Origin of the sequence: Rhodococcus sp. USK10 (assembly GCF_019378875.1) — a bacterium.
GTDB lineage: Bacteria > Actinomycetota > Actinomycetes > Mycobacteriales > Mycobacteriaceae > Rhodococcus_F > Rhodococcus_F pseudokoreensis.
Genome location: NZ_CP076048.1, coordinates 7,955,406 through 7,980,096 on the forward strand (window position 1 = coordinate 7,955,406; position 24,691 = coordinate 7,980,096).

The 24,691-nt window shown below is 68.4% G+C and carries 27 protein-coding genes; 21 read left to right on the plus strand and 6 right to left on the minus strand.

Features of this window, described 5'->3' with window-relative positions; all coding sequences use genetic code 11:
* Positions 1-57 precede the first annotated feature (57 nt).
* The 11 genes from rimP to truB all read left to right on the plus strand — a co-directional run bounded on the left by rimP (position 58) and on the right by truB (position 11,087).
* Complete coding sequence (gene rimP, locus I1A62_RS43385; RefSeq protein WP_124392838.1) at positions 58-633, plus strand: ribosome maturation factor RimP; 576 nt, start codon at positions 58-60, stop codon at positions 631-633.
* Positions 630-1,661 carry a transcription termination factor NusA gene (gene nusA, locus I1A62_RS43390; protein WP_072937876.1) on the plus strand — a complete coding sequence of 344 codons (1,032 nt, stop codon included), beginning with the start codon at positions 630-632 and terminating at the stop codon, positions 1,659-1,661. The genes rimP and nusA overlap by 4 nt, the downstream gene beginning before the upstream one ends.
* Positions 1,662-1,705: 44 nt before the next feature.
* Entirely contained in the window at positions 1,706-2,059 is a 354-nt protein-coding gene (locus tag I1A62_RS43395; RefSeq protein ID WP_072937877.1) for a YlxR family protein, read from the plus strand.
* Between the two features lie 105 nt (positions 2,060-2,164).
* Positions 2,165-5,089 (plus strand): translation initiation factor IF-2, encoded by a 2,925-nt coding sequence (gene infB / locus I1A62_RS43400; protein WP_124392839.1) that lies wholly within the window; start codon positions 2,165-2,167, stop codon positions 5,087-5,089.
* A 101-nt stretch (positions 5,090-5,190) separates the two neighbouring features.
* Positions 5,191-5,481 (plus strand): DUF503 domain-containing protein, encoded by a 291-nt coding sequence (locus I1A62_RS43405; protein WP_015890369.1) that lies wholly within the window; start codon positions 5,191-5,193, stop codon positions 5,479-5,481.
* Positions 5,482-5,593: 112 nt separating this feature from the next.
* Positions 5,594-6,082, plus strand: coding sequence for a 30S ribosome-binding factor RbfA (gene rbfA / locus I1A62_RS43410; RefSeq protein ID WP_015890370.1), 489 nt, complete (start codon positions 5,594-5,596; stop codon positions 6,080-6,082).
* 11 nt (positions 6,083-6,093) lie between these two features.
* Positions 6,094-7,095, plus strand: a complete 1,002-nt coding sequence (locus tag I1A62_RS43415) for a bifunctional oligoribonuclease/PAP phosphatase NrnA (protein WP_124392840.1) — start codon at positions 6,094-6,096, stop codon at positions 7,093-7,095.
* A 12-nt stretch (positions 7,096-7,107) separates the two neighbouring features.
* Positions 7,108-8,496: an MATE family efflux transporter gene (locus I1A62_RS43420; RefSeq protein ID WP_219458135.1), complete on the plus strand. Its 1,389-nt coding sequence runs from the start codon at positions 7,108-7,110 to the stop codon at positions 8,494-8,496.
* Position 8,497: 1 nt separating this feature from the next.
* The gene (locus I1A62_RS43425; RefSeq protein WP_124392842.1) at positions 8,498-9,427 is read left to right on the plus strand and encodes a metallophosphoesterase; all 930 of its coding nucleotides are present in this window, start codon (positions 8,498-8,500) and stop codon (positions 9,425-9,427) included.
* A complete protein-coding gene (npt, locus tag I1A62_RS43430) occupies positions 9,424-10,107 on the plus strand; it encodes a 4'-phosphopantetheinyl transferase Npt (protein WP_124392843.1) in 684 nt (227 codons plus the stop codon). The genes I1A62_RS43425 and npt overlap by 4 nt, the downstream gene beginning before the upstream one ends.
* 62 nt (positions 10,108-10,169) lie before the next feature.
* Entirely contained in the window at positions 10,170-11,087 is a 918-nt protein-coding gene (truB, locus tag I1A62_RS43435; RefSeq protein WP_219458136.1) for a tRNA pseudouridine(55) synthase TruB, read from the plus strand.
* 4 nt (positions 11,088-11,091) lie between these two features.
* Here the strand turns inward: truB and I1A62_RS43440 are convergent, their stop codons facing one another.
* Complete coding sequence (locus I1A62_RS43440) at positions 11,092-11,805, minus strand: metal-dependent transcriptional regulator (RefSeq protein WP_124392845.1); 714 nt, start codon at positions 11,803-11,805, stop codon at positions 11,092-11,094.
* 176 nt (positions 11,806-11,981) lie between these two features.
* Between I1A62_RS43440 and I1A62_RS43445 the strand changes: the two genes are divergently transcribed.
* The 3 genes from I1A62_RS43445 (at position 11,982) to I1A62_RS43455 (ending at position 15,922) form a co-directional block, all read left to right on the plus strand.
* Positions 11,982-12,956 (plus strand): bifunctional riboflavin kinase/FAD synthetase, encoded by a 975-nt coding sequence (locus I1A62_RS43445; RefSeq protein WP_025432373.1) that lies wholly within the window; start codon positions 11,982-11,984, stop codon positions 12,954-12,956.
* A gap of 110 nt (positions 12,957-13,066) precedes the next feature.
* Positions 13,067-13,336: a 30S ribosomal protein S15 gene (gene rpsO, locus I1A62_RS43450; protein WP_015890377.1), complete on the plus strand. Its 270-nt coding sequence runs from the start codon at positions 13,067-13,069 to the stop codon at positions 13,334-13,336.
* A gap of 312 nt (positions 13,337-13,648) precedes the next feature.
* Positions 13,649-15,922, plus strand: coding sequence for a polyribonucleotide nucleotidyltransferase (locus I1A62_RS43455; RefSeq protein WP_124392846.1), 2,274 nt, complete (start codon positions 13,649-13,651; stop codon positions 15,920-15,922).
* Positions 15,923-16,005: 83 nt separating this feature from the next.
* On the opposite strand, the gene I1A62_RS43460 is transcribed toward I1A62_RS43455, so the two are convergent.
* The gene (locus I1A62_RS43460; RefSeq protein WP_219458137.1) at positions 16,006-16,446 is read right to left on the minus strand and encodes a protein-tyrosine phosphatase family protein; all 441 of its coding nucleotides are present in this window, start codon (positions 16,444-16,446) and stop codon (positions 16,006-16,008) included.
* Between the two features lie 242 nt (positions 16,447-16,688).
* Between I1A62_RS43460 and I1A62_RS43465 the strand changes: the two genes are divergently transcribed.
* The 3 genes from I1A62_RS43465 (at position 16,689) to I1A62_RS43475 (ending at position 18,922) form a co-directional block, all read left to right on the plus strand.
* The gene (locus I1A62_RS43465; RefSeq protein WP_257890679.1) at positions 16,689-17,129 is read left to right on the plus strand and encodes a hypothetical protein; all 441 of its coding nucleotides are present in this window, start codon (positions 16,689-16,691) and stop codon (positions 17,127-17,129) included.
* Positions 17,126-17,524 carry a hypothetical protein gene (locus tag I1A62_RS43470; protein WP_257890680.1) on the plus strand — a complete coding sequence of 133 codons (399 nt, stop codon included), beginning with the start codon at positions 17,126-17,128 and terminating at the stop codon, positions 17,522-17,524. The genes I1A62_RS43465 and I1A62_RS43470 overlap by 4 nt, the downstream gene beginning before the upstream one ends.
* Before the next feature lie 144 nt (positions 17,525-17,668).
* Positions 17,669-18,922, plus strand: coding sequence for an alpha/beta fold hydrolase (locus I1A62_RS43475; RefSeq protein ID WP_257890681.1), 1,254 nt, complete (start codon positions 17,669-17,671; stop codon positions 18,920-18,922).
* A 23-nt stretch (positions 18,923-18,945) separates the two neighbouring features.
* Here the strand turns inward: I1A62_RS43475 and I1A62_RS47365 are convergent, their stop codons facing one another.
* Complete coding sequence (locus I1A62_RS47365) at positions 18,946-19,194, minus strand: hypothetical protein (RefSeq protein ID WP_374710727.1); 249 nt, start codon at positions 19,192-19,194, stop codon at positions 18,946-18,948.
* Between the two features lie 68 nt (positions 19,195-19,262).
* Entirely contained in the window at positions 19,263-19,397 is a 135-nt protein-coding gene (locus I1A62_RS47370) for a hypothetical protein (protein ID WP_374710728.1), read from the minus strand.
* 344 nt (positions 19,398-19,741) lie between these two features.
* On the opposite strand from I1A62_RS47370, the gene I1A62_RS43485 reads away from it, so the two are divergent.
* A complete protein-coding gene (locus tag I1A62_RS43485; RefSeq protein WP_219458139.1) occupies positions 19,742-20,707 on the plus strand; it encodes an NAD(P)-dependent alcohol dehydrogenase in 966 nt (321 codons plus the stop codon).
* Between the two features lie 11 nt (positions 20,708-20,718).
* On the opposite strand, the gene I1A62_RS43490 is transcribed toward I1A62_RS43485, so the two are convergent.
* Both I1A62_RS43490 and I1A62_RS43495 read right to left on the minus strand, forming a co-directional pair.
* Complete coding sequence (locus tag I1A62_RS43490; RefSeq protein WP_219458140.1) at positions 20,719-21,483, minus strand: 2-phosphosulfolactate phosphatase; 765 nt, start codon at positions 21,481-21,483, stop codon at positions 20,719-20,721.
* On the minus strand, positions 21,480-22,415 hold the full coding sequence (locus tag I1A62_RS43495; RefSeq protein ID WP_124392852.1) for a LysR family transcriptional regulator: 936 nt from the start codon (positions 22,413-22,415) through the stop codon (positions 21,480-21,482). Before I1A62_RS43495 ends, I1A62_RS43490 begins: the two co-directional genes overlap by 4 nt.
* A gap of 71 nt (positions 22,416-22,486) precedes the next feature.
* Here I1A62_RS43495 and I1A62_RS43500 point away from each other — a divergent pair, with 71 nt between their 5' ends.
* The 3 genes from I1A62_RS43500 to I1A62_RS43510 all read left to right on the plus strand — a co-directional run bounded on the left by I1A62_RS43500 (position 22,487) and on the right by I1A62_RS43510 (position 24,678).
* Positions 22,487-23,707: an MFS transporter gene (locus tag I1A62_RS43500; RefSeq protein ID WP_257890682.1), complete on the plus strand. Its 1,221-nt coding sequence runs from the start codon at positions 22,487-22,489 to the stop codon at positions 23,705-23,707.
* Positions 23,708-23,785: 78 nt separating this feature from the next.
* Positions 23,786-23,938 carry a hypothetical protein gene (locus tag I1A62_RS43505; protein ID WP_179220111.1) on the plus strand — a complete coding sequence of 51 codons (153 nt, stop codon included), beginning with the start codon at positions 23,786-23,788 and terminating at the stop codon, positions 23,936-23,938.
* Positions 23,939-24,054: 116 nt separating this feature from the next.
* Positions 24,055-24,678 (plus strand): maleylpyruvate isomerase family mycothiol-dependent enzyme, encoded by a 624-nt coding sequence (locus I1A62_RS43510; protein ID WP_219458142.1) that lies wholly within the window; start codon positions 24,055-24,057, stop codon positions 24,676-24,678.
* Positions 24,679-24,691 lie beyond the last annotated feature (13 nt).

Below are 24,691 nucleotides of genomic sequence, written 5' to 3' on the forward strand. Positions count from 1 at the left end.
GGTGACCTGCAGACCACGACACACGACGAGCGACAACTGAAACGAGGAGCTTCCCCGATGCCGGTTCCATCCAAGGAGAGGGTGACGGAGCTCATCTCCGATCTGGTGCAACGTCAGGGCTACGACGTGGAGGACGTTGCGGTCACCCTCGCGGGTAAGCACAGCGCGGTCCGGATCATGGTGGACAGCGACGCCGGACTCGAACTCGACGCGGTCGCGAACCTGAGCCACGAGATCTCCGAGGTCTTCGATTCGGTGTCCGATTTCGGGGAGTCCCCGTACACGCTCGAGGTCACGTCTCCCGGTATCGACCGGCCGCTCACGCACGAGCGGCACTGGCGCCGGGCCCGCGGCCGCAAAGCCCGTATCGACCTCGCGCACGAGACGGTCGTGGGCCGGATCGGGGCCCTCGACGGCGACTCGGTCGCGGTGGTGATCGGCTCGCGCACCGGTCCGGACGTTCGGCGCATCGCGCTCCCGGACATTCAGAAAGCTGTTGTGCAGGTGGAATTCTCGAAACCCGACCCGAGGGAGCTGGAACTCGCGGGCGGAATACCCGAGGGTCGCGTGGCACCTGCGGACGCAGACGCGTCGGAGGATGAAGAAGTAGTAGTAGAGGGGCTGGACAAGTGAATATCGACATTGCGGCGCTGCGCGCCATCGAAGCCGACAAGGGCATCTCGATCGAGACCGTCATCTCGACGATCCAGACGGCGCTGCTCACCGCCTACCGGCACACCGAGGGGCATCAGCAGCACGCCCGGATCGACGTCGACACCAAGAGCGGCATCGTGCGGGTGATGGCACACGACGTCGACTCCGACGGCAACATGGTCGGCGAGGAATGGGACGACACCCCGGAAGGGTTCGGCCGGATCGCGGCGACCACCGCGCGCCAGGTCATCCTGCAGCGGCTGCGCGACGCCGAGCACGAGCGGAGCTTCGGCGAGTACTCCACCCACGAGGGTGAGATCGTCGGCGGCGTGATCCAGCGCGACACGCGGGCGAACTCGCGCGGCATGGTCGTGGTGCGGATCGGGAGCGAGGCCAGCGGCGCCGAGGGCCTGATCCCGCCCGCCGAGCAGGTGCCCGGGGAGAATTACGAACACGGCGAGCGGCTCAAGTGCTACGTCGTCGGTGTCGCCCGCGGGCAGCGCGGACCGCAGATCACCCTGTCGCGCACCCACCCGAATCTCGTGCGCAAACTGTTCGCGCTCGAGGTCCCGGAAATCGCGGACGGCTCGGTCGAGATCATCGCCGTCGCCCGCGAGGCAGGCCACCGGTCGAAAATCGCCGTCCAGTCGCGGGTGCAGGGGCTGAACGCGAAGGGTGCGTGCATCGGGCCGATGGGTCAGCGCGTGCGCAACGTGATGAGTGAACTCGCCGGCGAGAAGATCGACATCATCGACTTCGACGACGACCCGGCCCGGTTCGTCGGCAACGCGCTGTCGCCGTCGAAAGTGGTCTCCGTCACTGTCGTGGACCCCGAAGCGCGGGCCGCGCGTGTCGTCGTCCCCGACTTCCAGCTGTCCCTCGCCATCGGCAAGGAAGGGCAAAATGCCCGTCTTGCTGCGCGCTTGACCGGGTGGCGGATCGACATCCGCAGTGACGCCGCACCCGCTCCCGAGTCGGCAGGCGGACCCGCCGCGACCAGTCGTTGAGCCGGGAATGCGGAGATCGGGGCAAGTCGGCGGTAGAGTGGTCAATGGTTCAGCATGAGCATCCCGATTCCGCGCGCGTTCCTACCGGTTCACCGGTCCGAACATGCATAGGATGTAGGGAGCGCGCGCTGGCTGTCGATCTGCTCAGGGTTGTGGTTAGTGAGAGCGGGCCGCAAGGTCATGTTCTCGCCCCGGACCCGAGGCGCAGGCTTCCCGGTCGAGGTGCGTGGCTGCACCCCGTCGAGGTTTGCCTGAGTCTCGCGGAACGACGCCGAGCATTCGGCAGAGCGCTGCGAGTGTCCGGAAGTGTCGACACGTCAGAAGTCGACCACTGGGTACGCGCAGGGCACCCACCCAGAGCAGTACCTCTCGAACAGAACAGGCACAAGCACTCATGAGCACACCGTGAAGCACCAGCGATGATCGTCCATCGGAGATAACCCGAGGTCGTGCGGGCCCCTCTCAGGGGAGCCTCCTGCTCGACCTCATCAGTGAGGAGAGCAGTGGCAGGCAAGGCCCGCGTGCACGAGTTGGCTAAAGAACTCGGTGTCACAAGTAAAGAACTACTCGCAACGCTCAAGGAGCAGGGCGAGTTCGTGAAGTCGGCGTCCTCCACAGTGGAGGCGCCCGTCGCCAGGCGTCTGCGGGAGTCCTTCCCGTCGGCGAAGTCGGCTGATTCCGCAGCCCGTCCGGCTGCCAAGCCCGGCGCGCCCGCGCCGAGCACCCCCGCGACCTCGGCCAAGCCGGGCGGACCCCGTCCCGGCCCCAAGCCGGCAGCCCCGGCTCCGGCAGCACCCGCTGCAGCAGCACCCGCGCCCACTCCCGAGGCTCAGGCCCCGGCACCGGCCGCACCCGCAGCGAGCGCAGCCACCCCGGCTGCACCGGCGAGCAATGCTCCCAAGCCCGGTCGCCCCACCCCGGCTGCCCCGGCTCCGGCCGCACCCGCAGCCCCGGTCGCCCCGGCGGCGGCCAGTGCTCCCGCGGCTCCGTCCACGGGCGCCAAGCCCGGCGGACCCCGCCCCGGCCCGAAGCCCCCGCGCGTCGGTAACAACCCGTACTCCTCGGCTCCGGCCGAGCGTCCGGCACCCCGTCCCGCTCCCGGCGCGCCGCGTCCGGGTGCACCCCGTCCGGCTCCCGGTCAGGGTGGACCCCGTCCGGCACCGGGTCAGGGCGGTCCCCGTCCGGCTCCCGGTCAGGGTGGACCCCGTCCGGCTCCCGGCCAGGGCGGTCCCCGTCCGGCACCGGGTCAGGGTGGACCCCGTCCCAGCCCCGGCTCGATGCCTCCTCGCCCCAACCCGGGCGCGATGCCTGCTCGTTCGGCACGTCCCGCTCCCGGCGGTCGTCCCGGTCGTCCCGGCGGAGCCCCCGGCGGTCGTCCCGGTGGCGGCGGCGGTGGATACCGCGGCGGCGGAGCACCCGGTGCCGGCGCAGGCGCGCCCGGTGGCGGAGCACCCGCAGGTGGTTTCCGCGGTCGTCCCGGTGGCGGTGGACGCCCCGGTCAGCGCGGTGCGGCAGCAGGTGCCTTCGGTCGTCCCGGTGGCGCCCCGCGTCGTGGTCGCAAGTCGAAGCGTCAGAAGCGCCAGGAATACGATTCCATGCAGGCGCCCGCCGTCGGCGGCGTGCGGTTGCCCCGTGGCAACGGTGAGACCATTCGCCTCGCCCGCGGTGCATCCCTGTCGGACTTCGCGGAGAAGATCGACGCGAACCCCGCAGCGTTGGTGCAGGCACTGTTCAACCTCGGCGAGATGGTGACGGCGACCCAGTCGGTCAACGACGAGACGCTGGAACTGCTCGGCGGCGAGATGAACTACGTCGTCCAGGTCGTCAGCCCGGAGGACGAGGACCGCGAGCTGCTCGACAGCTTCGACCTCACCTACGGCGAGGACGAAGGCGGCGAAGAGGACCTCGAGTCCCGACCGCCGGTGGTCACCGTCATGGGCCACGTCGACCACGGTAAGACCCGACTGCTCGACACGATCCGTAAGGCCAACGTCCGTGAGGGCGAGGCCGGCGGCATCACGCAGCACATCGGTGCCTACCAGGTGCTGACCGAGCTCGACGGCAACGAGCGTCTCGTGACGTTCATCGACACCCCCGGTCACGAGGCCTTCACGGCCATGCGTGCCCGTGGTGCCAAGGCCACCGACCTCGCGATCCTGGTCGTCGCCGCCGACGACGGCGTCATGCCGCAGACGGTGGAAGCGATCAACCACGCCCAGGCGGCCGACGTGCCGATCGTGGTCGCGGTGAACAAGATCGACAAGGAAGGCGCGAACCCGGACAAGATCCGGCAGCAGCTCACCGAGTACGGACTGGTCGCCGAGGAATACGGCGGAGACACCATGTTCGTCGACATCTCGGCGAAGCAGGGCACCAACATCGACGCACTGCTCGAAGCGGTGCTGTTGACGGCGGACGCTGCCCTGGACCTGCGGGCCAACCCGGACATGGACGCTCAGGGTGTCGCCATCGAGGCGCACCTCGACCGTGGACGCGGCCCCGTCGCGACCGTGCTCATCCAGCGCGGAACGCTGCGGGTCGGCGACTCGATCGTGGCCGGCGACGCATACGGACGTGTGCGCCGCATGGTCGACGAGCACGGCGACGACGTGCTCGAGGCCATGCCCTCGCGTCCCGTCCAGGTGGTCGGCTTCACGTCGGTCCCCGGTGCGGGCGACAACCTGCTCGTGGTCGACGAGGACCGCATCGCCCGTCAGATCGCCGACCGGCGCAATGCGCGGAAGCGCAACGCTCTGGCCGCGAAGAGCCGCAAGCGCATCAGCCTCGAGGACCTGGATTCGGCTCTCAAGGAGACGTCGCAGCTCAACCTCATCCTCAAGGGCGACAACTCGGGAACCGTGGAGGCCTTGGAAGAGGCCCTGCACGGCATCGAGATCGACGACGAGGTGCAGTTGCGGGTCATCGACCGTGGTGTCGGTGGCGTCACCGAGACCAACGTCAACCTGGCCGCTGCGTCGAACGCGATCATCATCGGGTTCAACGTCCGCGCCGAGGGCAAGGCGACGGAGTTGGCGAACCGCGAGGGCGTCGACATCCGGTACTACTCGGTGATCTACCAGGCCATCGACGAGGTCGAGAAGGCTCTCAAGGGCATGCTCAAGCCGATCTACGAAGAGGTCGAGCTGGGCAAGGCGGAGATCCGCGCGATGTTCCGTTCGTCCAAGGTCGGCAACATTGCCGGTTGCCTCGTCACCTCGGGTACCATCCGTCGCAATGCGAAGGCCCGGCTGCTGCGTGACAACACGGTTGTCGCCGAGACCGTCACCATCTCCTCGCTGAAGCGGGAGAAGGAGGACGCTGTCGAGGTACGCGAGGGTTACGAGTGCGGTTTGACGCTCACCTACTCCGACATCAAGGTCGGTGACGTCATCGAGGCCTACGAGCTTCGGGAAAAGCCGCGCGACTAGTCGCCATCCGTTTGGGGTGACGTAGCAGCGTCATCCGGCGTGCGCTTCTCCGGCCGAGTCGATCGGCCGGGGGAGCGCACGTCTCCCCGAAGGAGGAAAGTTTGTACGTCGGTGCGCTCGAGCTCGACATCTTGCTCGGTGACGTGCGATCTCTCAAAGAGAAGCGTGCAATGGTCAAACCGGTTCTGGCGGAGCTGCGACGTTACGGCGTCTCGGCGGCGGAGACCGGGGAACAGGATCGGTACCGCCGGTCGATGCTCGGCGTCACGATGGCGAGTTCGGCGGTCGATCACGTACACGAGGTACTCGACACGTGCGAACGGCACGTCGCCGGGATGCCGGAACTGCAACTCCTTGCGGTCCGGCGAAGGATTTTCGGCCCCGAGGACTGATTCGGAGCGCCCTGCCCGCCCGCCGCGTCCGCGGCCCGGCGTGCAGAATGAACTACAGCTACACCGCAACTTCACAACTTATCGAGCGGCCAGGGAGAGGAGTCTGATTGTCATGGTGGATCCCGCCCGGGCACGCAAACTCGCCAAGCGCATCGGCACGATCGTCGCGACGGCGATCGACCACGAAATCAAGGACCCTCGCCTGGCGTTCGTCACGATCACCGATACCAAGGTGACGGCCGATCTTCACGACGCCACTGTCTACTACACCGTGATGGGCGCCGACCTCGAGTCCGAACCGGACCTCGTGTCCGCGGCTGCCGGACTGGAGAAGGCGAAGGGCGTTCTGCGCTCGAAGGTGGGTGCAGGCACCGGAGTCCGGTTCACGCCGACGCTGACGTTCGTCGCGGACACGGTCCCCGACACGGCACGGCACATGGAGGAACTCCTCGCCCGCGCCCGCGCCGCCGACGACGAGGTCGCGCGGGTCGCGGCCGGTGCGTCGCCGGCCGGCGACCCCGACCCGTACAAGGAACCCCGAGTCGAGGACGCGGACGACGCCGAAGTCGACGAGCCGTCCCGTTCCCGCCAGGCGGACTGACACGAACCGACATGACCCACACTCAGGAGACGTCCCTGTCTGATCTCGATCGTCACGAGGTGTTTCTGCCGCAGGCGGTCGCCGTTCTCGAGAACGCGACGTCGGTGACGATTCTGTGTCACGTCCAGCCCGATGCCGACACGATCGGCAGTGGACTCGCCCTGGCATTGGTGCTCGAGCGCAAGGGGATTCCGGTGCAGGTCGCGTTCGGCGCGCCCGACGAACTGCCGGAATCGATGCGCGAACTGCCGGGCACCCACCTGCTGGTGCCGGCGGACCAGGTGCGCCGCAACGTCGATCTGCTCGTGACCGTCGACTGCGGCAGCGCCGGACGTCTCGGGAAGCTCGCCGACCGGCTCGCGAACGCGGGGGAGACCCTCGTCATCGATCACCACCGGTCCAACACCCGGTTCGGTCGGATGAACCTGATCGACGAGTCGGCGGAGTCGACGACCGCTGTCGTGGCGCAGATGTTCGACGTGTGGGGTGTGGACATCGACGCCGACCTCGCACACTGCCTGTACGCCGGTCTCGTGACCGACACCGGTTCGTTCCGCTGGGTGCAGCCCGGCACGCACACTCTCGCGGAGCGGCTCCTCGCCACCGGCATCGACGGAGCCCGCATCGCCCGTCGCCTGCTCGACACCCACCCGTTCGGGTGGCTGCCGATGTTGTCGTCGGTACTCGGGTCGGCGACGCTGGTCCCCGAGGCGGCGGGCGGGCGTGGACTCGTCTACGCCGTCATCCGGCAGGCCTATGTCGGGGATCTGCGCTCGGAGGAGATCGAGAGTGTGATCGACATCGTCCGGACGACGTCCGAGGCCGAGGTCGCGGCCGTCCTCAAGGAGGCGGTGGACGGCACGTATTCGGTGTCGCTGCGGTCGAAGTCCGACGTGGACGTCTCGATCGTCGCTGGGTACCTCGGCGGCGGCGGGCATCGGTTCGCCGCCGGCTACACGGCGGTGACTTCGGCGGACGAGATCGTGACCGCGCTCGTCGAATCGCTCGGCTGAGGTCCGAAATCGTTGGCTGAGGTTTCGGAAGTCACGGGCGACGCGACCGCCCGGACGGTTTTCGGGCTGGCGTTGCCCGCGCTCGGCGTGCTCGCGGCCGAACCGATCTATCTGCTCTTCGACATCGCCGTCGTCGGCCGGCTGGGTGCGCTGGCGCTCGCGGGTCTTGCCGTCGGCGGTCTCATCCTCGCCCAGGTCAGCACCCAGCTGACGTTCCTGTCCTACGGCACGACGGCGCGCGCGTCCCGCATGCACGGCGCCGGCGACGAGCGCGGCGCGGTCCGGGAGGGTGTGCAGGCCACGTGGCTGGCACTGGGCATCGGCGCGGTGGTGATCGCACTGGTCCACCTGTTTGGACGGCCGGTCACATCGGCGATCGCCGGCGGCTCCGACATCGCCGCGGCCGCCGGGAGCTGGTTGCGGATCGCGGTGTTCGGCGCCCCGCTGATCCTCGTCGCGATGGCAGGAAACGGCTGGATGCGCGGTGTGCAGAACACGGTGCGGCCCCTGCGTTTCGTGATCGCCGGTCTCGTCGTGTCGGCCGTGGCCTGCCCCGTGCTGGTGCACGGATTGTGGGGCGCGCCGCGGCTGGAACTCGAGGGTTCGGCGGTCGCGAACGTGATCGGGCAGGCCGTGTCCGCGAGCCTGTTCGTCGGGGCGCTGGTGGTCGAGCGAGTGCCGTTGCGGCCGCGGTGGCACGTCATGCGCGCCCAGATGGTTCTCGGCCGCGACCTGATCCTGCGGAGCCTGGCGTTCCAGGCGTGCTTCCTCTCCGCCGCCGCTGTCGCGTCCCGGTTCGGCGCCGCCGCGGTCGCCGCCCACCAGGTGGTGCTGCAGCTGTGGAACCTCGTGGCCCTCACCCTCGACTCCCTGGCGATCGCCGCGCAGGCGCTCGTCGGTGCCGCGCTGGGCGCCGGGCACGCCGCCGGCGCGACGCGACTGTCGTGGCGCATCACCCGATGGTCCACGATCTTCGCGACCGGACTCGCCCTGATCTTCGCGCTCGGCCACGGCGTGATCCCCGAACTCTTCACCTCCGACCGGGCCGTGCTCGACGAGATGGCGGTCGCCTGGTGGTTCTTCGTCGCGATCATGCCGGTTGCCGGTGTCGTGTTCGCGCTCGACGGCGTGCTGCTCGGGGCCGGGGACGTCGCCTTCCTGCGGAATGCCACGCTGGCCTGCGCGCTGGCCGGATTCCTGCCACTGATCTGGCTGTCGATGCTGAACGACTGGGGCCTCGCGGGAATCTGGACGGGACTCATGGTGTTCTTGATTCTTCGGATGCTTGCGGTCGTGTGGCGGGTCGGAACGGGCCGCTGGGCAGTGGTCGGGGCCGACCTGCAGGCACGGCACGGATCGGACAGCGATCCGGCGGCGGAGCACGATCGGAAAGGTGGTTGACGTGGCACCCAAACTGATGGCGGTGAGCGACACCCATGTGGGGCACCGGGGAAACCGCCCGATCACCGAGGACATCTACCCGGACTCGCCCGAGGACTGGTTGATCGTCGCCGGGGACGTCTCGGAGAAGACCGACGACATCCGGTGGGCGCTGAAACTCCTGCGCAGTCGCTTCGCGCAGGTCATCTGGGTTCCCGGCAACCACGAACTGTGGACGACGGCGAAGGACCCGGTGCAGATCCACGGCGCCGCCCGCTACGACTACCTGGTCACCATGTGCCGCGAGATCGGGGTCATCACCCCCGAGGACCCGTTCCCGGTGTGGGAGGCGGACGACGGCCCGGTGACGCTGGTCCCGATGTTCCTGCTGTACGACTACACGTTCCTGCCCGACGGCGCCACCACCAAGGAGGAGGGCCTCGCGATCGCGCGGGAGAAGAACGTGGTGGCCACGGACGAATTCCTGCTGTCGAGCGAACCGTACGGAACCCGGGACGCGTGGTGCCGCAACCGCGTCGAGACGACGAAGGCCCGGCTGGACGCCCTGCCTGCCGGCACCCGCACTGTACTGATCAACCACTTCCCATTGGTGCGTCAGCCGACGCAGGTGCTGTGGTACCCGGAGTTCTCCCTGTGGTGCGGAACCGAACTGACCGCGGACTGGCACACCCGGTACAACGCCGTCTGCGCCGTGTACGGGCATCTGCACATTCCACGCACCACCTACTACGACGGGGTGCGGTTCGAGGAGGTGTCGCTCGGCTATCCGCGGGAGTGGCAGCGGCGGGGACTCCCCGACAATCTGCTGCGGCAGATCCTCCCGGTGCCGGAATATCCGCCGGGAACGTTGAACAAGTGGGGCGGCCACTTCAAGGTCACTCCCGAACAGGAAGCCGAAGTGGAGAAGATGCGGGCGAGGGGGGCCCTGTGATCGAGAGAATTCTGCCTGCCGGGGTGGTGTCCTCGGAACTGTTCGAGGATCCGGTGGGGCTGCGTCCGCACCCGCAGGAGGAGGCGCTGATCGGGCGGGCGGTGGAGAAGCGGCGACGCGAATTCACCACCGCACGTCACTGCGCCCGCCTGGCGATGACGAAGCTGGGTGTGGACCAGGCCCCTGTTCTGCGGGGCGACAAGGGTTCCCCCGTGTGGCCGCGCGGTGTGGTGGGGAGCCTCACCCACTGCGACGGTTACCGCGGCGCGGCGCTCGGCTACGCGATGCAGGTGCGGTCCGTCGGCATCGACGCCGAACCGCACGACGCGCTGCCCGACGGAGTGCTGGACGCGGTGAGCCTGCCGGCCGAACGCGACTGGCTGTCGGGTGCGGCGGACTCGGGGCAGTGGCTCTCGGCCACCGGTGGTCCGGTGCACCGGGACAGACTGCTGTTCTGCGCCAAGGAAGCGACGTACAAGGCGTGGTTCCCGCTGACCGCCCGGTGGCTCGGGTTCGAGGACGCGCACATCACGTTCGAGGCGTCCGGCGACGGCACGGGCACGTTCCATTCCGATCTCCTCATCTCCGGGGAGACCGTCGACGGACCACCGCTGGCCTCGTTCGACGGACGGTGGATGGTGTCCGACGGCCTCATCATCACCGCCATTGCGGTGCACTGATTTCGGCACAGTGCGGTGCACTGATTTCGGTGCGGTGACGGCGGCTGGCAGAATCGGGCCTCGTGTCTGCACGCGAAAAGCCCTCTTCCGGTCTCGTCGGCGCCGGACTGCTCATCGTCGACAAGAATGCAGGCGTCACCAGCCACGACGTGGTGGCCCGGTGCCGCAAGTTGCTCGGCACCCGGAAGGTCGGCCACGCGGGCACTCTGGATCCGATGGCCACCGGGGTGCTGGTGCTCGGTATCGAGCGGGCGACGAAGCTACTGGGGCTTCTCGCGCTGACCACCAAGGCGTACACGGCCACGATCCGGTTGGGGCAGGCCACCACCACCGACGACGCCGAGGGTGACGTCGTCGCGTCGGCCGATGCGTCCGGCGTGAGGGATGAGGAGATCGCGGCGCAGGTGCGCACCCTCACCGGAGACATCCAGCAGATCCCGTCGAGCGTCAGCGCCATCAAGGTGGACGGCCGGCGGGCGCACGCGCTGATCCGTGCGGGGGAGGAGTTCGAACTCGCTCCCCGGTCGGTGACGGTGTCCCGGTTCGAGGTGATCGCCAGGCGCACCGAGGGCACGTTCGTCGACCTCGACGTCGAGGTGGAATGTTCGTCCGGAACCTATGTGCGGGCGCTCGCACGTGATCTGGGGATCGCGTTGATCGGCGTCGGCGGGCATCTCACGTCGCTGCGACGGACCCGGGTGGGACCGTTCACCCTCGAGCACGCGCGCACGCTGGAACAGCTGGCCGAGGAGCCGGGCGTCAGTCTCGACATCGACGCCGCCGCGCAGACCGCTTTCCCGCACCGGCAGATCGACGCGGGCGAGGCCGAGGCGATCAGTCAGGGCCGCTGGCTCGAACCGATCGGCATCAAGGGTGTCTACGCCGCGATCGATCCGAGTGGGCACACGATCGCGCTGCTCCAGGAGCGGGGAAAGCGGGCGAGTTCGGTGATGGTCGTCCGTCCCGCGACCCTGAGGTAGCGGCTCACACCAGCCAGATGGCCTGGGCTGCGGGGTTTCCGAGCTCGACGGTGTCCTCCTGGACGCCGATCCGGACCGACACGGTGCCGGCGAAGTCGCGTCGCTCCAGCACCGTCACCGTGACGTCCAGTGCCACACCCACCGAGTCGAAGTACCGCAGCATGGCCGGGTCGGAGTCCGAGATGCGGGCGATTCGGCCGCTCTCGCCGTTGACGAAGTCGCTGAGCTGCCGTGCCGGGGGAGTGGGCACCGACCCGTCGACCGCGGGAATCGGATCGCCGTGCGGATCACGTTCGGGATGACCGAGCTTGGCGTCCATCCGGGAGATCATCAGATCCGAGACGGCGTGCTCGAGCACCTCCGCCTCGTCGTGCACCTCGTCCCAGCCGTACCCCAGTTCGTGCACCAGATACGTCTCGATGAGGCGGTGCCTGCGGACCATCCCGACGGCGGCGACGCGACCCGCCTCGGTCAGAGCGATCGACCCGTAGCGGGCGTGATCGACGAGGCCCTGGTCGGACAGTTTCCGGATGGCCTCCGACACGGTGGACGCCGACACCCCGATCTTCTCGGAGAGCAGTTTCGTCGACACCCGCTCCTGCGACCACTCCTGAACGGTCCAGATGACCTTCAGGTAATCCTGCGCCACTGCCGAGAGCGCCCCGGTCTCGGAGGTCGAGTCCTCGGTCACGCTCTGGTCATTCTTGTTCACGGCCACGCCCCCGAGCTTAGGCAAGTCTTACCGGCGAGACACATCGACACACCTGATCCGTCCCCGGGGGACGTCACCGACGACCGCGAACCGCGAGGTCGTGACGATTCCCCGCCACGCCTGACCGCCTGACAGGCGGTCCGAAGATGAACATCGGCGCGCGGCACCGTAGGCTGCCACTCGTGCTGAGATGGCGTGGTCTCGACGAGGTTCCTGCCGATTGGGGTCGTTGTGTTCTCACGATCGGCGTATTCGATGGCGTGCACCGAGGTCACGCCCAACTGATCAGTCGAGCGGTGGCGGCTGCCCGCACGCGTGGAATACCCAGCGTGCTCATGACTTTCGATCCTCATCCGATGGAAGTGGTTCGTCCGGGCAGTCATCCCGCCCAGCTCACGACGCTCGCCCGCAGGGCGGAGTTGGCGGAGGAGCTGGGCATCGACGTGTTCTGCGTCATGCCGTTCACCGCCGAATTCATGAAGCTGACCCCGGAGCGGTACGCCCACGAGATCCTCGTGGAGCGCCTGCACGTGGCGGACGTCGTCGTCGGTGAGAACTTCACGTTCGGCAAGAAGGCCGCCGGCAACGTCGACCTGCTGCGGCAGATCGGCGACCGGTTCGGGTTCGCGGTCGACGGTGTGACGTTGCTCGCGGAGCACGCGGTCACGTTCTCGTCCACCTACATCCGTTCCTGCGTGGACGCCGGCGACATGGCCGCCGCGACGGAGGCCCTCGGCCGCCCGCACCGCGTCGAGGGCGTCGTCGTCCACGGCGACGGTCGTGGACGGCAGCTCGGCTACCCGACCGCGAACGTCGCGCCGCCGATGTACGCCGCGATTCCCGCGGACGGCGTGTACGCCGCCTGGTTCACCGTGCTCGGGCACGGAGTCGACCTGGGCACCGTCACCTCCGGCGAGCGGTACATGGCCGCCGTGTCGGTGGGCACCAATCCGACGTTCTCCGGGCGGACGCGCACCGTGGAGGCCTTCGTCCTCGACCGGGAAGCCGACCTGTACGGCCAGCACGTGGCCGTCGACCTCGTCGAACGTCTCCGGGGGATGGAGAAGTTCGATTCCGTCGACGACCTCATCGTCGCGATGGGCAAGGACGCCGAGCGTGCGCGCGCGATCCTGGCGGCGTCGGAGGACGTGCGGTAAAGCACTCGCATTTCAGCTGGTAAAGTGAACCGCTGGCGTGCGCTGCGGTTCGCGGCGGCCGCGCCGAGTTTCGATCCTTGCACGCGAACGTCATCACCAGGAGTGAACCAGTGGCATTGACCACCGAAGAAAAGAAGCAGGTTCTGAGCGAGTACGGCCTGCACGAGACCGACACCGGTTCGCCGGAGGCGCAGGTGGCCATGCTCACCAAGCGCATCGTCGATCTCACTGAACACCTCAAGATGCACAAGCACGACCACCACTCCCGCCGCGGCCTCCTGCTGCTGGTCGGACGCCGTCGTCGTCTGCTCAAGTACGTCCAGAAGGTCGACATCGCGCGTTACCGCTCGCTGATCGAGCGTCTCGGCCTGCGTCGCTGAGTTTCGCAAACAGCGATCATTTCGATCGCAAATCACTCCGGTAGCCGGCGGGGCCTTGCTTAGACTGGGCCTCGCTGGCTATCGGCGTTAGCTGCCGAGGGCAGCACTACCGTATGCACCCGAGAATGTGGTGTCGGTCTTCGGTAGTGGTCTTCCGGACACGGTCCGGCGGACTTCGATCGACGACCGCCTCCGCACAGTGACATCCCGAGAACTCGAGAGGGGGATGTCCCTCAGGTGCGCAGTTCTCGCCAGGAGGGTGAGAACGCCCCCGCGGGTACGGCGAAGACGAGAGGGAAGTGAAAAGAAGAGATGACAGAGAATTCCGCAGTAGAGGTCGATGAGGGTGTGTTCGAATCCACCGCAGTGATCGACAACGGGTCCTTCGGAACCCGCACCATTCGTTTCGAGACCGGTCGCCTCGCGCAGCAGGCCGCCGGCGCCGTCGTCGCCTACCTGGACGACGAGACGATGCTGCTGTCCGCGACGAGCGCCAGCAAGCACCCCAAGGAGCACTTCGACTTCTTCCCACTGACGGTGGACGTCGAGGAGCGCATGTACGCCGCGGGCCGCATCCCCGGCTCGTTCTTCCGTCGTGAGGGCCGCCCCTCCACGGACGCGATCCTGACCTGCCGCCTGATCGACCGGCCGCTGCGCCCGTCGTTCGTCGACGGTCTGCGCAACGAGATCCAGGTCGTCGTCACGGTGATGAGCCTGAACCCGCAGGACCTGTACGACGTGGTCGCGATCAACGCGGCGTCCGCCTCCACCCAGATCGCCGGACTGCCGTTCTCCGGCCCCGTCGGTGGCGTGCGCGTCGCACTCATCACGTCGGACGAGAACAAGGCCGGCCAGTGGGTTGCCTTCCCCACGGTCGACCAGCTCGAGAACGCCGTTTTCGACATGGTCGTCGCCGGCCGCATCGTCTCCGGCAGCGGTGACGACGCCGACGTCGCGATCATGATGGTCGAGGCCGAGGCCACCGACAACGTGATCTCCCTGATCGACGGTGGCGCACAGGCTCCCACCGAGACGATCGTCGCCGAGGGCCTCGAGGCCGCCAAGCCGTTCATCGCTCGCCTGTGCACCGCGCAGCAGCAGCTCGCGGAGAAGGCGTCCAAGCCCACCGGTGACTTCCCTGTCTTCCCGGCGTACCAGGACGACGTGTTCGCCGCCGTCGAGGCCGCCGCAGCGGAGAAGCTCAGCGCGGCACTGACCATCGCCGGCAAGCAGGAGCGCGACGACAAGACCGACGAGGTCAAGGTCGAGGTCCTCGAGCAGGTCGCCCCGAACTTCGAGGGACGCGAGAAGGAACTCGGCGCGGCATTCCGCTCGCTGACGAAGAAGCTGGTCCGTCAGCGCATCCTGCGCGACCAGTTCCGCATCGACGGCCGCGGCATCACGGACATCCGTTCGCTGTCGGCCGAGGTCGCCATCGTTCCGCGCGCACACGGCTCCGCTCTGTTCGAGCGCGGCGAGACCCAGATCCTGGGTGTCACCACCCTCGACATGGTGAAGATGGCGCAGCAGGTCGATTCGCTCGGACCCGAGACGTCCAAGCGGTACATGCACCATTACAACTTCCCGCCGTACTCCACCGGTGAGACGGGACGCGTCGGTTCGCCGAAGCGCCGCGAGATCGGTCACGGCGCGCTGGCGGAGCGGGCTCTCATGCCCGTGCTGCCCAGCGTCGAGGAGTTCCCGTACGCCATCCGTCAGGTCTCGGAGGCCCTCAGCTCCAACGGCTCCACCTCGATGGGCTCCGTGTGCGCGTCGACGCTCGCACTGCTCAACGCCGGTGTGCCGTTGAAGGCTCCGGTCGCCGGTATCGCCATGGGCCTCGTCTCCGACCAGGTCGACGGTGAGACCCGGTACGTCGCGCTCACCGACATCCTCGGTGCCGAGGACGCGTTCGGCGACATGGACTTCAAGGTCGCGGGCACGAAGGACTTCGTCACGGCTCTGCAGCTCGACACGAAGCTCGACGGCATCCCGTCCAAGGTCCTCGCCGGCGCGCTGTCGCAGGCCAAGGACGCACGGGCGACCATCCTCGAGGTCATGGCCGAGGCCATCGACACCCCCGACGAGATGAGCCCGTTCGCTCCGCGCGTCACGGCCATCAAGGTCCCCGTCGACAAGATCGGTGAGGTCATCGGCCCCAAGGGCAAGATGATCAACTCCATCACCGAGCAGACCGGCGCCAACATCTCCATCGAAGATGACGGCACCGTGTTCGTCGGTGCGACGGACGGCCCGTCCGCGCAGGCCGCGATCGACATGATCAACGCCATCGCCAACCCGCAGCTGCCGAAGGTCGGCGAGCGCTTCCTGGGGACGGTCGTCAAGACCACCGCCTTCGGTGCGTTCGTGTCGCTCCTCCCCGGCCGCGACGGGCTGGTGCACATCTCGAAGCTGGGCAGCGGCAAGCGCATCGCCAAGGTCGAGGACGTCGTGAGCGTCGGCTCGAAGTTGCGTGTCGAGATCGCCGACATCGACAACCGCGGCAAGATCTCGCTGATCCCCGTCGAGGAAGACGGTGCTGCGGCTCCGGCCGAGCAGAGCGAAGAGGCGGCTGCCGAGAAGTAGCCTTCTCCCGGTCTCCCGCCGGCGGCCCCGCACGAATCTCGTGCGGGGCCGCCGGCGTTCTCGTGTCGTACGGGTGGGCGGTGTCAGGAGGATGCGGTGGTGAACCCTCCGACATACCGCCGCTGCCAGGGCGTCTCGACCGCGTGCGGGTGATAGTGCCGACGGACGTACGCGAGGGCGTCCCGCGCAGGCACCCCATCGAGGACGGCGATGCAGGCGAGCGCGGTGCCCGTCCGGCCGCGGCCACCCCCGCACGCCACCTCCACTCGCTCGGACGCGGCGCGGCGCCACACCTCGCCCAGTGCATCCACAGTGTCGCGGCGGTCCCGGGGCAGCGCGAAATCGGGCCACCGGACCCACCGTGAGTCCCACTGCACCGGAGGCGGTGTGCGCCCCAGCAGGTACACGGCGAAATCGGGCAGGGGACCGTCGGGGAGCGGTCGTCGCAGCCCCCGGCCGCGGACGAGGCGCCCGGACGGCAGGCGGAGTATTCCGGGAGCGTCGGCGTCCCAGGTGTCGATCATGCTCGTCACTCTATGGGGAGTTCCGGTGATGCTGTTCTCGCCCAAGAGAATGCGTTCCGCGGACTGACTCCCGCCTGACCGGCAGCGTCGGATATTCTCACGCGATGAAGTCGGTGGCGTCACCGTTGCGTTGGTCAGGGTTGTCGTTGACGGCGCTGTGCATGGCCTTGTGTGCCACGGGTTGTGTCGGGGCTGTTGATCGCGCGGATTTCGACGCTGCGATGCGGTCACGTGGCGGGGGCATGACGAGCGCACTCGTCCGTGACGGGTTGGCGCAGCTTGCCGCCCGGTACGGCGTTGCAGACCTGCAGGTGACGAGTGTCGATGTGGCGCCGGTCGAGACGCTGGATGTGACGGTTCGGAACCCTGCGAGGCCGGATCAGCTCGACCGGTACACCTTTGACGGCGAGTGGTTGAGCGACGCCAGTCCGGTGATGGTCTCCGCACTGGAGGATCTCGATGCGCGGGCGTTCCGGCTCGGCGACGTGCCGGCGCTGAGCCGCGTCGAGGCACTCGTGGATGATGCCCTCGCGCACACCGGATTCGACGGGGGAGAAGTGGCCGGTATTTCGGTGAACAGGACCGAGAGGCTGTGGCCGACGGTGATGGTCGAGTCACCGCGGTCACGGGCACTGGTCGTGTTCGACGCCGAGGGAACGGTGATCGGGGTGCAGCAGCTGTGACCGGACCGGTGGAGTTGGGTGTGGAGCCCGCACCGCGGCGGCGACGCGGGGTGATGCCTGCATTGTGGTGGGTGATCGGCGCCGTGGCGGCCGTCGGCATGTTCGCAATGATTGCGTCGGTGATCTGGCCGGGCCAGACGGTCTACCTTGCCCCGGTGTTCTGTGCACAGCCGACGGACGAGGCGATCGTCGTATCGGATACCTATACCGATGGCGACGGGACTTCCACCAACTTTGCGTTGTACTGCGTCGGCGATCGGGGGCAGACGATCGACGAGGGATGGCTGCGTCCGTTCCTGCTGCTCTGGGCCGCGTATCTGGTGGTCGTGGCAGTGGTGTTCTCGGTCGTACGCCTGTCGAGGAGGCCGCACCGAAATACGGACCAGGAGGATTAGTCGGTGCCTCGTCGGTGTTGAAACCAGGAGGGAACGGGCGAACATCGTTCCCGAGGAGCAACGCACCGATGCAGTCCTCACGAGGGAGTGCATCCTCAGCGATCCGACCTGGACCGGTGGGTATCGGCGCGGTAAGGAGTGGTCATGACCATGGCACGCTCACCCGTGAGCTGTGATCCGGAAATCTGTCTCGCCGAGTATCTGCCACGCGATGTCACCCGCAGCGCGCTCGGCCACCGGCGGGTCACGATGAACCTCGACATCACCGACCACGGCACATGGACCGTCCGCATCGACGAAGGCACCGTCACGTACCGCCGCGGCGGGGTTGCGCACCCGACAAGCACCGTCCGCACCGACGCGGCCACTCTCGGCGACCTGCTTGCCGGCCGAGTCGGTGTCGCGAACGCTTTCCTGTCCGGAGCACTCGAGATCCGCGGCAGCATGACAACGGTTCTCGCGATCGGCGGTACCTTCGCGCCCGACGTCGAGTTGCCGACCCGGGCACATGCCCGCGAGACCAGCGCCTACGGGGTGCATACGGCATATCTCGAGGCGGGTGACCCGGACGAACGGCCGGTGGTGCTGCTGCACGGTCTCGGCGCCAACAACTCCTCCATGCTGCCGGTGCTGGCCGACCTCGCAGTGGACCATCGGGTGATCTGCCCCGATCTTCCCGGGTTCGGATCCTCGGCGGCCCCGGCCTGGCGTTACACCCCCGAACAATTGCATCGCTGGTTGGGGGCCTTCCTCGATGCGGTCGACGCCCGCGGTGCCGCACTGGTCGGACATTCTCTCGGCGGCCGGGTCGCTCTCGAACTCGCGCTGCGCGACCCGGACGCTGTGACCGGGTTGGTGCTGCTGTGCCCGGCGATGGCCTTCCGCCGCCGTCGCCGACTGACCTCACTGGCCCGGGTGCTTCCGCTGGATCTGGCGCGGCTTCCCCTCGCCGTGCCGCCGCGACTGCTCCACGCGGGGGCCCGTGCCGGGCTGCGGGCACTGCTGACTGATCCGAGCGTGGTGCCGCGGCACTGGTATGAGGCCGCAGCCGACGAATGGGAGCTGTCGTTGCGGCATGCCTCGCGCCGCCGGGCGCTGTGGTCGGCGCTGCTCGGCCTGTATCTCGACGAACCGTTCGGGGAGACCGGGCTCTGGGACCGGATCGCGGGCCTCGAGGTACCCGCACTGTTCCTGTGGGGCGACCGCGACACGCTCGTTCCCGCTCGATTCGCCCGCCACGTCACGAGCACCGTTCCCGCCGCCAGATCGGTGACGCTGCAAGCCTGCGGGCATGTACCCCAGTTCGAGCAGCCCGAGATGACCCTCCACCTGATCCGCGAGCAGCTCGCCACCACAGCACGTGAGCCGACCCGCTCGAACCCTGGGCGCATCGCCTGAGCGCCGAAACCACAACTTGGCTCTTATTGCGGTGGGACGGGGTCGATATAGCGCAGCGGGACATGCGCATTCAGCAGCCAGGCTCCGCCCTTCGCAGTCTGCCCGATGGGGTACGTGCGTGTTCCGTCCGCGCGGGTGCAAGCGGCCAGCCCGGTAAGGACTTCCCCGTGGGTGCACCACAGGGTGCCGTCGAGGTCGATCGTGTCCAGCGCGGCGCACAGTTCGTCGGGAACCGCATCCGGGCCGAGCAGCGGATGCTCGTGGATGGGCAAGCCGTAGCTGCGGCCAAGGGCGCGAGGGTGTCGAGGCAGCGGGTGGTCGGGCTGCAGTACAGGACACGCTACTCGACTCCGGTGAGCGTGGCGACGAGGCCGGTGGCCTGGTCACGTCCGAGCGCGCTGAGAGGCCGGTCGGCGTCGGACCCGCTCCAGTCTTGCTTTCCTATCGCATGGGCGTGCCGGAGCAGGATGAACATCCCGGGCCTCCCTCGACGAGAGCGTGCGTGTGCGGGTCAGCGTAGACGCCGGGACACCGAGGTGTGACGCTCTTGACGTGCTCTCAATATCCGATGGCTTCGCGGATGAGAACGACGGTCACGCGGCCGGGGACCAGCTCGCGTCCGTTGATCAGGATCTTCGAGATTCGCGAGGGTCGTCGCATTTCTCCTGCGCTCGATCCCGCAGCGGTCGTCGAACATCCCACGCGATCGGCAACGCCGCGTCATCGCCCAGCGGCGCGTCCGCTCGGCGTCAGGTTGGGCGATGATGGGATCAACCGCGGCGTCGATCTCGGACGAGCTTTCGGGAGGAGGATTTGCCGGTGAAGGCAGTCATGTACTCCGAATACGGACCGCCGGAAGTCCTCAGCGTCCGCGAGATTGCGCGACCCACACCGAAGCCGGACGAGGTGTTGGTGCGTGTGCACGCGACGACGGTGACGAGGGCGGAGACCCTGATGCGCCGGGGGTTGCCCCGTTGGGGGCGTGTCGTCCTCGGCGTCACTCGGCCGCGGAGGAATCGGCGGATTCTCGGGCTCGAATTTGCCGGAGAGATCGACGCTGCGGGCGCGGACGTGCGCCGATTCGCTGCCGGCGACCAGGTTTTCGGATTCGCGGGATTCCATTTGGGTGCGTGCGCCGAATACGTCTGCTTGCCCGAGTCCGGATCGCTCGAACGGAAGCCCGTCGGCATCGGCTTCGAGGAGGCCGCCGCCGCGGTCGACGGACCCTCGACGGCACTGTACTTCCTTCGAGACACGGCACACGTCCGCAGCGGCCGGCACGTCTTGGTCAACGGCGCCTCCGGGAGCATCGGAACCGCCGCGGTGCAACTCGCCAAACACCTCGGCGCCGAAGTCACCGCGGTGTGCGGGTCCCGTAACGCCGATCTGGTCACCGACCTGGGCGCCGACCACGTCGTCGACTACCACACGGAAGACTTCACCTCCCACGAGGCGGCCTACGACGTCATCTTCGACACCGTCAGCCCGACGTCGTTCGCGCGATGCCGACGGGCACTCACGCCGCACGGCTGTTACCTCCCCACAACCGGTCTGATCAACTGGCCGCTCGGTGCGTGGACTGCGCTGCGCGGCGGAAGGACCGTTCGACCGGGGATGTCCGTCGAGAAGAAGAGCGCACTTGCCTGTGTGAAGGAACTGATCGAGTCCGATGGGTTTCGCGTCGTCGTCGACCGCAATTTCCCGATGGATCGGATCGTCGACGCACACCGATACGTCGACCTCGGCCACAAGGTCGGCAACGTGACGGTCACCGTCAGCGGTTGACCATCCGGCGGTCAACCGGCCTTGCGTCCTCGGAAGACCCGATCCTCGAGGACCGGTACGGCGGTGCTCCGGTCGACTTCGGCGGCGATGGCGACGTCCTCCGGGTATCCCGCTGCGCGCAATTCTCGTCCCGACGCACATGCCGCGAGAGACTGCGGGAGGGTGTCCGCGACGGCGCGCCAGGCGGTGATGGCCATCAGGGCTTCCGGCGACGCTCCGGCGTCCCAGCCGGCCGCGGTCAGTGCGGACATCACGGCGCCCGCACCCCACAGGTCTTCGATCGCCGGCCGGAGTTCGCCGCCCGGCCACTTCTCACCGGCGGCGATCACCGCCACCACCGTCGTCGGCGGGTAGTGCCGGGTGATCCAGCCGGCGACCGCGGTCGCATTCCGTAGCGAGGCTCCGACGCACACCCCGGCTCCGGCGCCGAGCTCGAAGCAGATGCTCGATCCGTTCGGCGAGGGGAGGACCAGCCGGCGCGGCGCGGTGGAGCGTCGAATCGTGTTCGGCGACAAGCTGATCTGACCGTTCGTCGCTCGGCTGCGCCCGACGGCGAGGACCGCGTCCGACTCGCGGGCGTAGCGCTCCGCGGACCCGGCGTTCCATCGGTACGGCAGCACGTCGATGCCGGCGTCGACCGCCACGGTCAGGGTGGTGGTGAACGAGAGGACGTCCACCACGACCGCGACGACGGCGACGGTCCCGACGGCTGTCGCCCCCGGCAGGCCCCAATCGAAGCGCAATCCGTAGTCCCGTTGAAGATGTTCGCGATTCACGTCGACTCCCTCGGGTTCGGTTGCTCGTGACGGTTGTCCCTCGCGGTGAGCGCGACGAGAGCGGTGAGCACCGTGGTGACCGCGGCGCGTGGGGCGCCGGGCAGCAGCGCGGCACCGATGTCCCGGGTCGCCCGGGGATCGTCGAGGCGAATCTGCGCGCAGCCGGGTGGGGGAGTGCCGGCGGCCGGCATGATGCCGACGCCCAAGCCGGATGCCACCAGTCCGGACACGGTCCGCAGGTCCTCGCCTTCGAACGCGATCGTGGGGAGGGCGCCGGCCCGTGCGAACAGGTCGTCGACGGACCCGCGGAGGCCGTAGCCCGGCTTGAGCGTGATGATCGGCTCGGATGCGAGGTCGCGGATCGTCGTCGATGTCGAGGCGGCCCGCGGGTGGTCGGAGGGCACCAGGACGACGAGTGGCTGTTCGAACAGCGGCGTGACCGTCAGTCCGTCCGGCGGAGGGTTGAGACGAGAGACGAGGGCGATGTCCGCTTCCCCGTCGACGAGGGTGTTCAGGCACGTGCGCCGCGCGCCCTGGCTGAGGACGAAACGGATCGCCGGATCCTCCGCGCGGACGATCCGAATCAGTTCGGGCACGAGGTGCTCGCCGAGCGACGTCTGAAACGCGATGCGGACGGTTGCCCGCGTCCGTCGGTCCTGCGACTGGACGGCGTCGAGGCCGTCCACCACCGCCTCGAGTGCGCGTTGCGCGTACGGCACCAGTGTCCGGCCTGCATCCGTCAACCGGACGCCACGCCCGTCCGGTTCCAGGAGTGGTGTGCCGAGTTGCTTCTCCAGCCGGCGGACTATCCGGCTGACCGTGGGCTGAGGCATTCCGAGCATTGCGGCGGCAATGGTTACATGTTCGACCTCGCCGAGGGCGACGAGGACCGGAAGGTGTGGCAGCAGGGCCTTGACCGCCTCGCTATTCATGATTCAACTGTATGAGTTGTTCGCCTCAGATGCATTGGATTCATCGGTCGTGTCGCCTTACCGTCGGGGGCATGTCCGCCACGCATTTCACCGAGAGGGGCACCCGCGAGCCGGTGGCCTCTCGAGATGTGCCGACGGAGTCGAATCGGGACCGGCGACTCTCGGCGGCCCTGTGGTGTGCGGGCCTGGCGACCTTCGCGTTGATGTATGCGCCGCAGGGCCTCCTGACGCAGATCGGGCAGGACGCCTCCGTCAGTGCCGCACAGGCGTCGCTCCTGGTCTCGTCGGCCACCCTCGGGTTGGCGTTGTCGGTGCTGCCGTGGGCCCGGTTGTCGGATCGAGTCGGGCGTCCCACCGCGATGCGGTACGCGGCGACGACCGCCGGGCTGCTCGCCGTGGCCGTCCCCTGGCTTCCCACGTTCGAGGCACTGGTGGCGGGACGATTCGTCCAGGGCGTGGCGCTCGGTGGACTACCCGCGTTGGCGATGACGCTGCTCCACGAGGTCGCGGCTCCGGCGCGGACGGCGGTGCTGGCCGGTTCCTACGTTGCCGCAACATCTTTGGGTGGGCTGAGTGGTCGGCTTCTGGTCGTCCCGGTGGCGGATCATCTCGGGTGGCGTCCCGCGCTGGCGATTCTCGGAGTGGGCGTGGCGATTCTGATGGCCGTCCTGGTCGTGCTGTTACCCGCCGGGCAGGGTCGGCGCTCCGCCGTCCCGTCCAGCGGCGGTCTCGCGGTTCACCTGCGGGATGTCCGGATGCTGGCACTGTTCGGCATCGGTGCGCTGCTCGTCGGCGGCATGGTGGCGGTCTTCAACTACCTTCCCTTCCGCCTCGAGGCGGCCCCTTACCATCTCGCGCCGACGGTGGTGTCGCTGATCTTCCTTGCGTACCTGGCGGGCACCGCGGGCTCCCGCGCCGCGGGCTGGATGGTGGGACGGCTCGGCCACCGAACGGTGCTCGTGCTGGCCTGCACGTTCATGGCAGGCGGGACGGTCCTGAGCCTCGACGGATCGCTGATCACGATCCTCCTCGGTCTGGCCGCGGTGACCGCCGGACTGTTCGTCGGCCACGCCGTCGCGTCCGGCATGGTCGGCGCGCACGCGACAACGGGCAGGGCGCAGGCAACGGCGCTGTACAACGTCTCCTATTACGCCGGATCCAGCCTCTTCGGCTGGGTCGGAGGTATCGCCTGGGCGAGCGGACACTGGGCCGGCGTGGCCGTGCTCGTCCTCGTCCTGACGGCGCTGGCCCTCGTCCTCGCGCTTCTCCCGAAGACAAACCTGCCGCGGTGAATCCCCGGTGGGCCGGGGCTACGATCCGAGGGCAGACCTGTTGTAATGGGGGACGAGAGACAAGGGGGAGGGCGCTTGATGACTGACGTATTCCTGCTCGGTGCCGTGCTGTCCGGCGGCATCGGTGTCCTGGGATTGGCGGTCGCACTGTTCGGGGGAGCGGAACCGAACCCGCTGTGCGCGTGTACGTTCGACGGCCGAACCGAAGTCTGCGACGATCGCCGGTCCTGACCGGACACTCGAACCGGAGTTGACGGACGTCGAACCCGCGACCGGGTGACCGATGATTTTCCGCGGGTCGGGGAGTCCTACCCGGCAGACGATGCGTCGGTCCGAAGGAGAGAGCCGTGGAAGATGTCTGGTCGATGGTGCACGCGGAGCGTGCCGCGCTGATCGACGACCTCGTGCACCTCGACGCCGAGCGGTGGGACGAGCCGTCGCTCTGCGGCGAGTGGACGGTCCACGACGTGGTCGCTCACCTGGTCGACACGGCTCGAACGACGCGCCTCGGGTTCGTGGTCGGCCTCGCCCGGGCGCGGTTCGACTTCGACCGCCAGAACGCTCGCGGCGTGGAACGCGAACGCGGTGCCTCGCCGCAGGAGACGCTGGAGCGGCTTCGCCGGGTGGCGTCGCGCACGTCGACACCCCCGGCGCCCCTCGACAGCCGGCTCGTCGAGGAGGTCGTGCACGGTGAGGACATCCGTCGACCGCTGGGCCTCACCCGCTCCTACCCGGCGGAGGCAGTCGTCAGATCGCTCCGCCTGCAGACGCGCACCCCGGCGTCCTTCGGCGGCGCCAAGGAACTTGTCGCCCGTGTCCGGCTGACGGCCGCGGACGCCGACGTATCGATCGGCGACGGTCCGGACGTGAGCGGCACTGCCCTGTCCCTCCTTCTGGCCGTCTCCGGCCGGAAGGTGGCGCTGGACGACCTCGACGGACCGGGAGTCGGCACGCTGGCGGCGGCGCTCTGAGATCGTCCCGCAG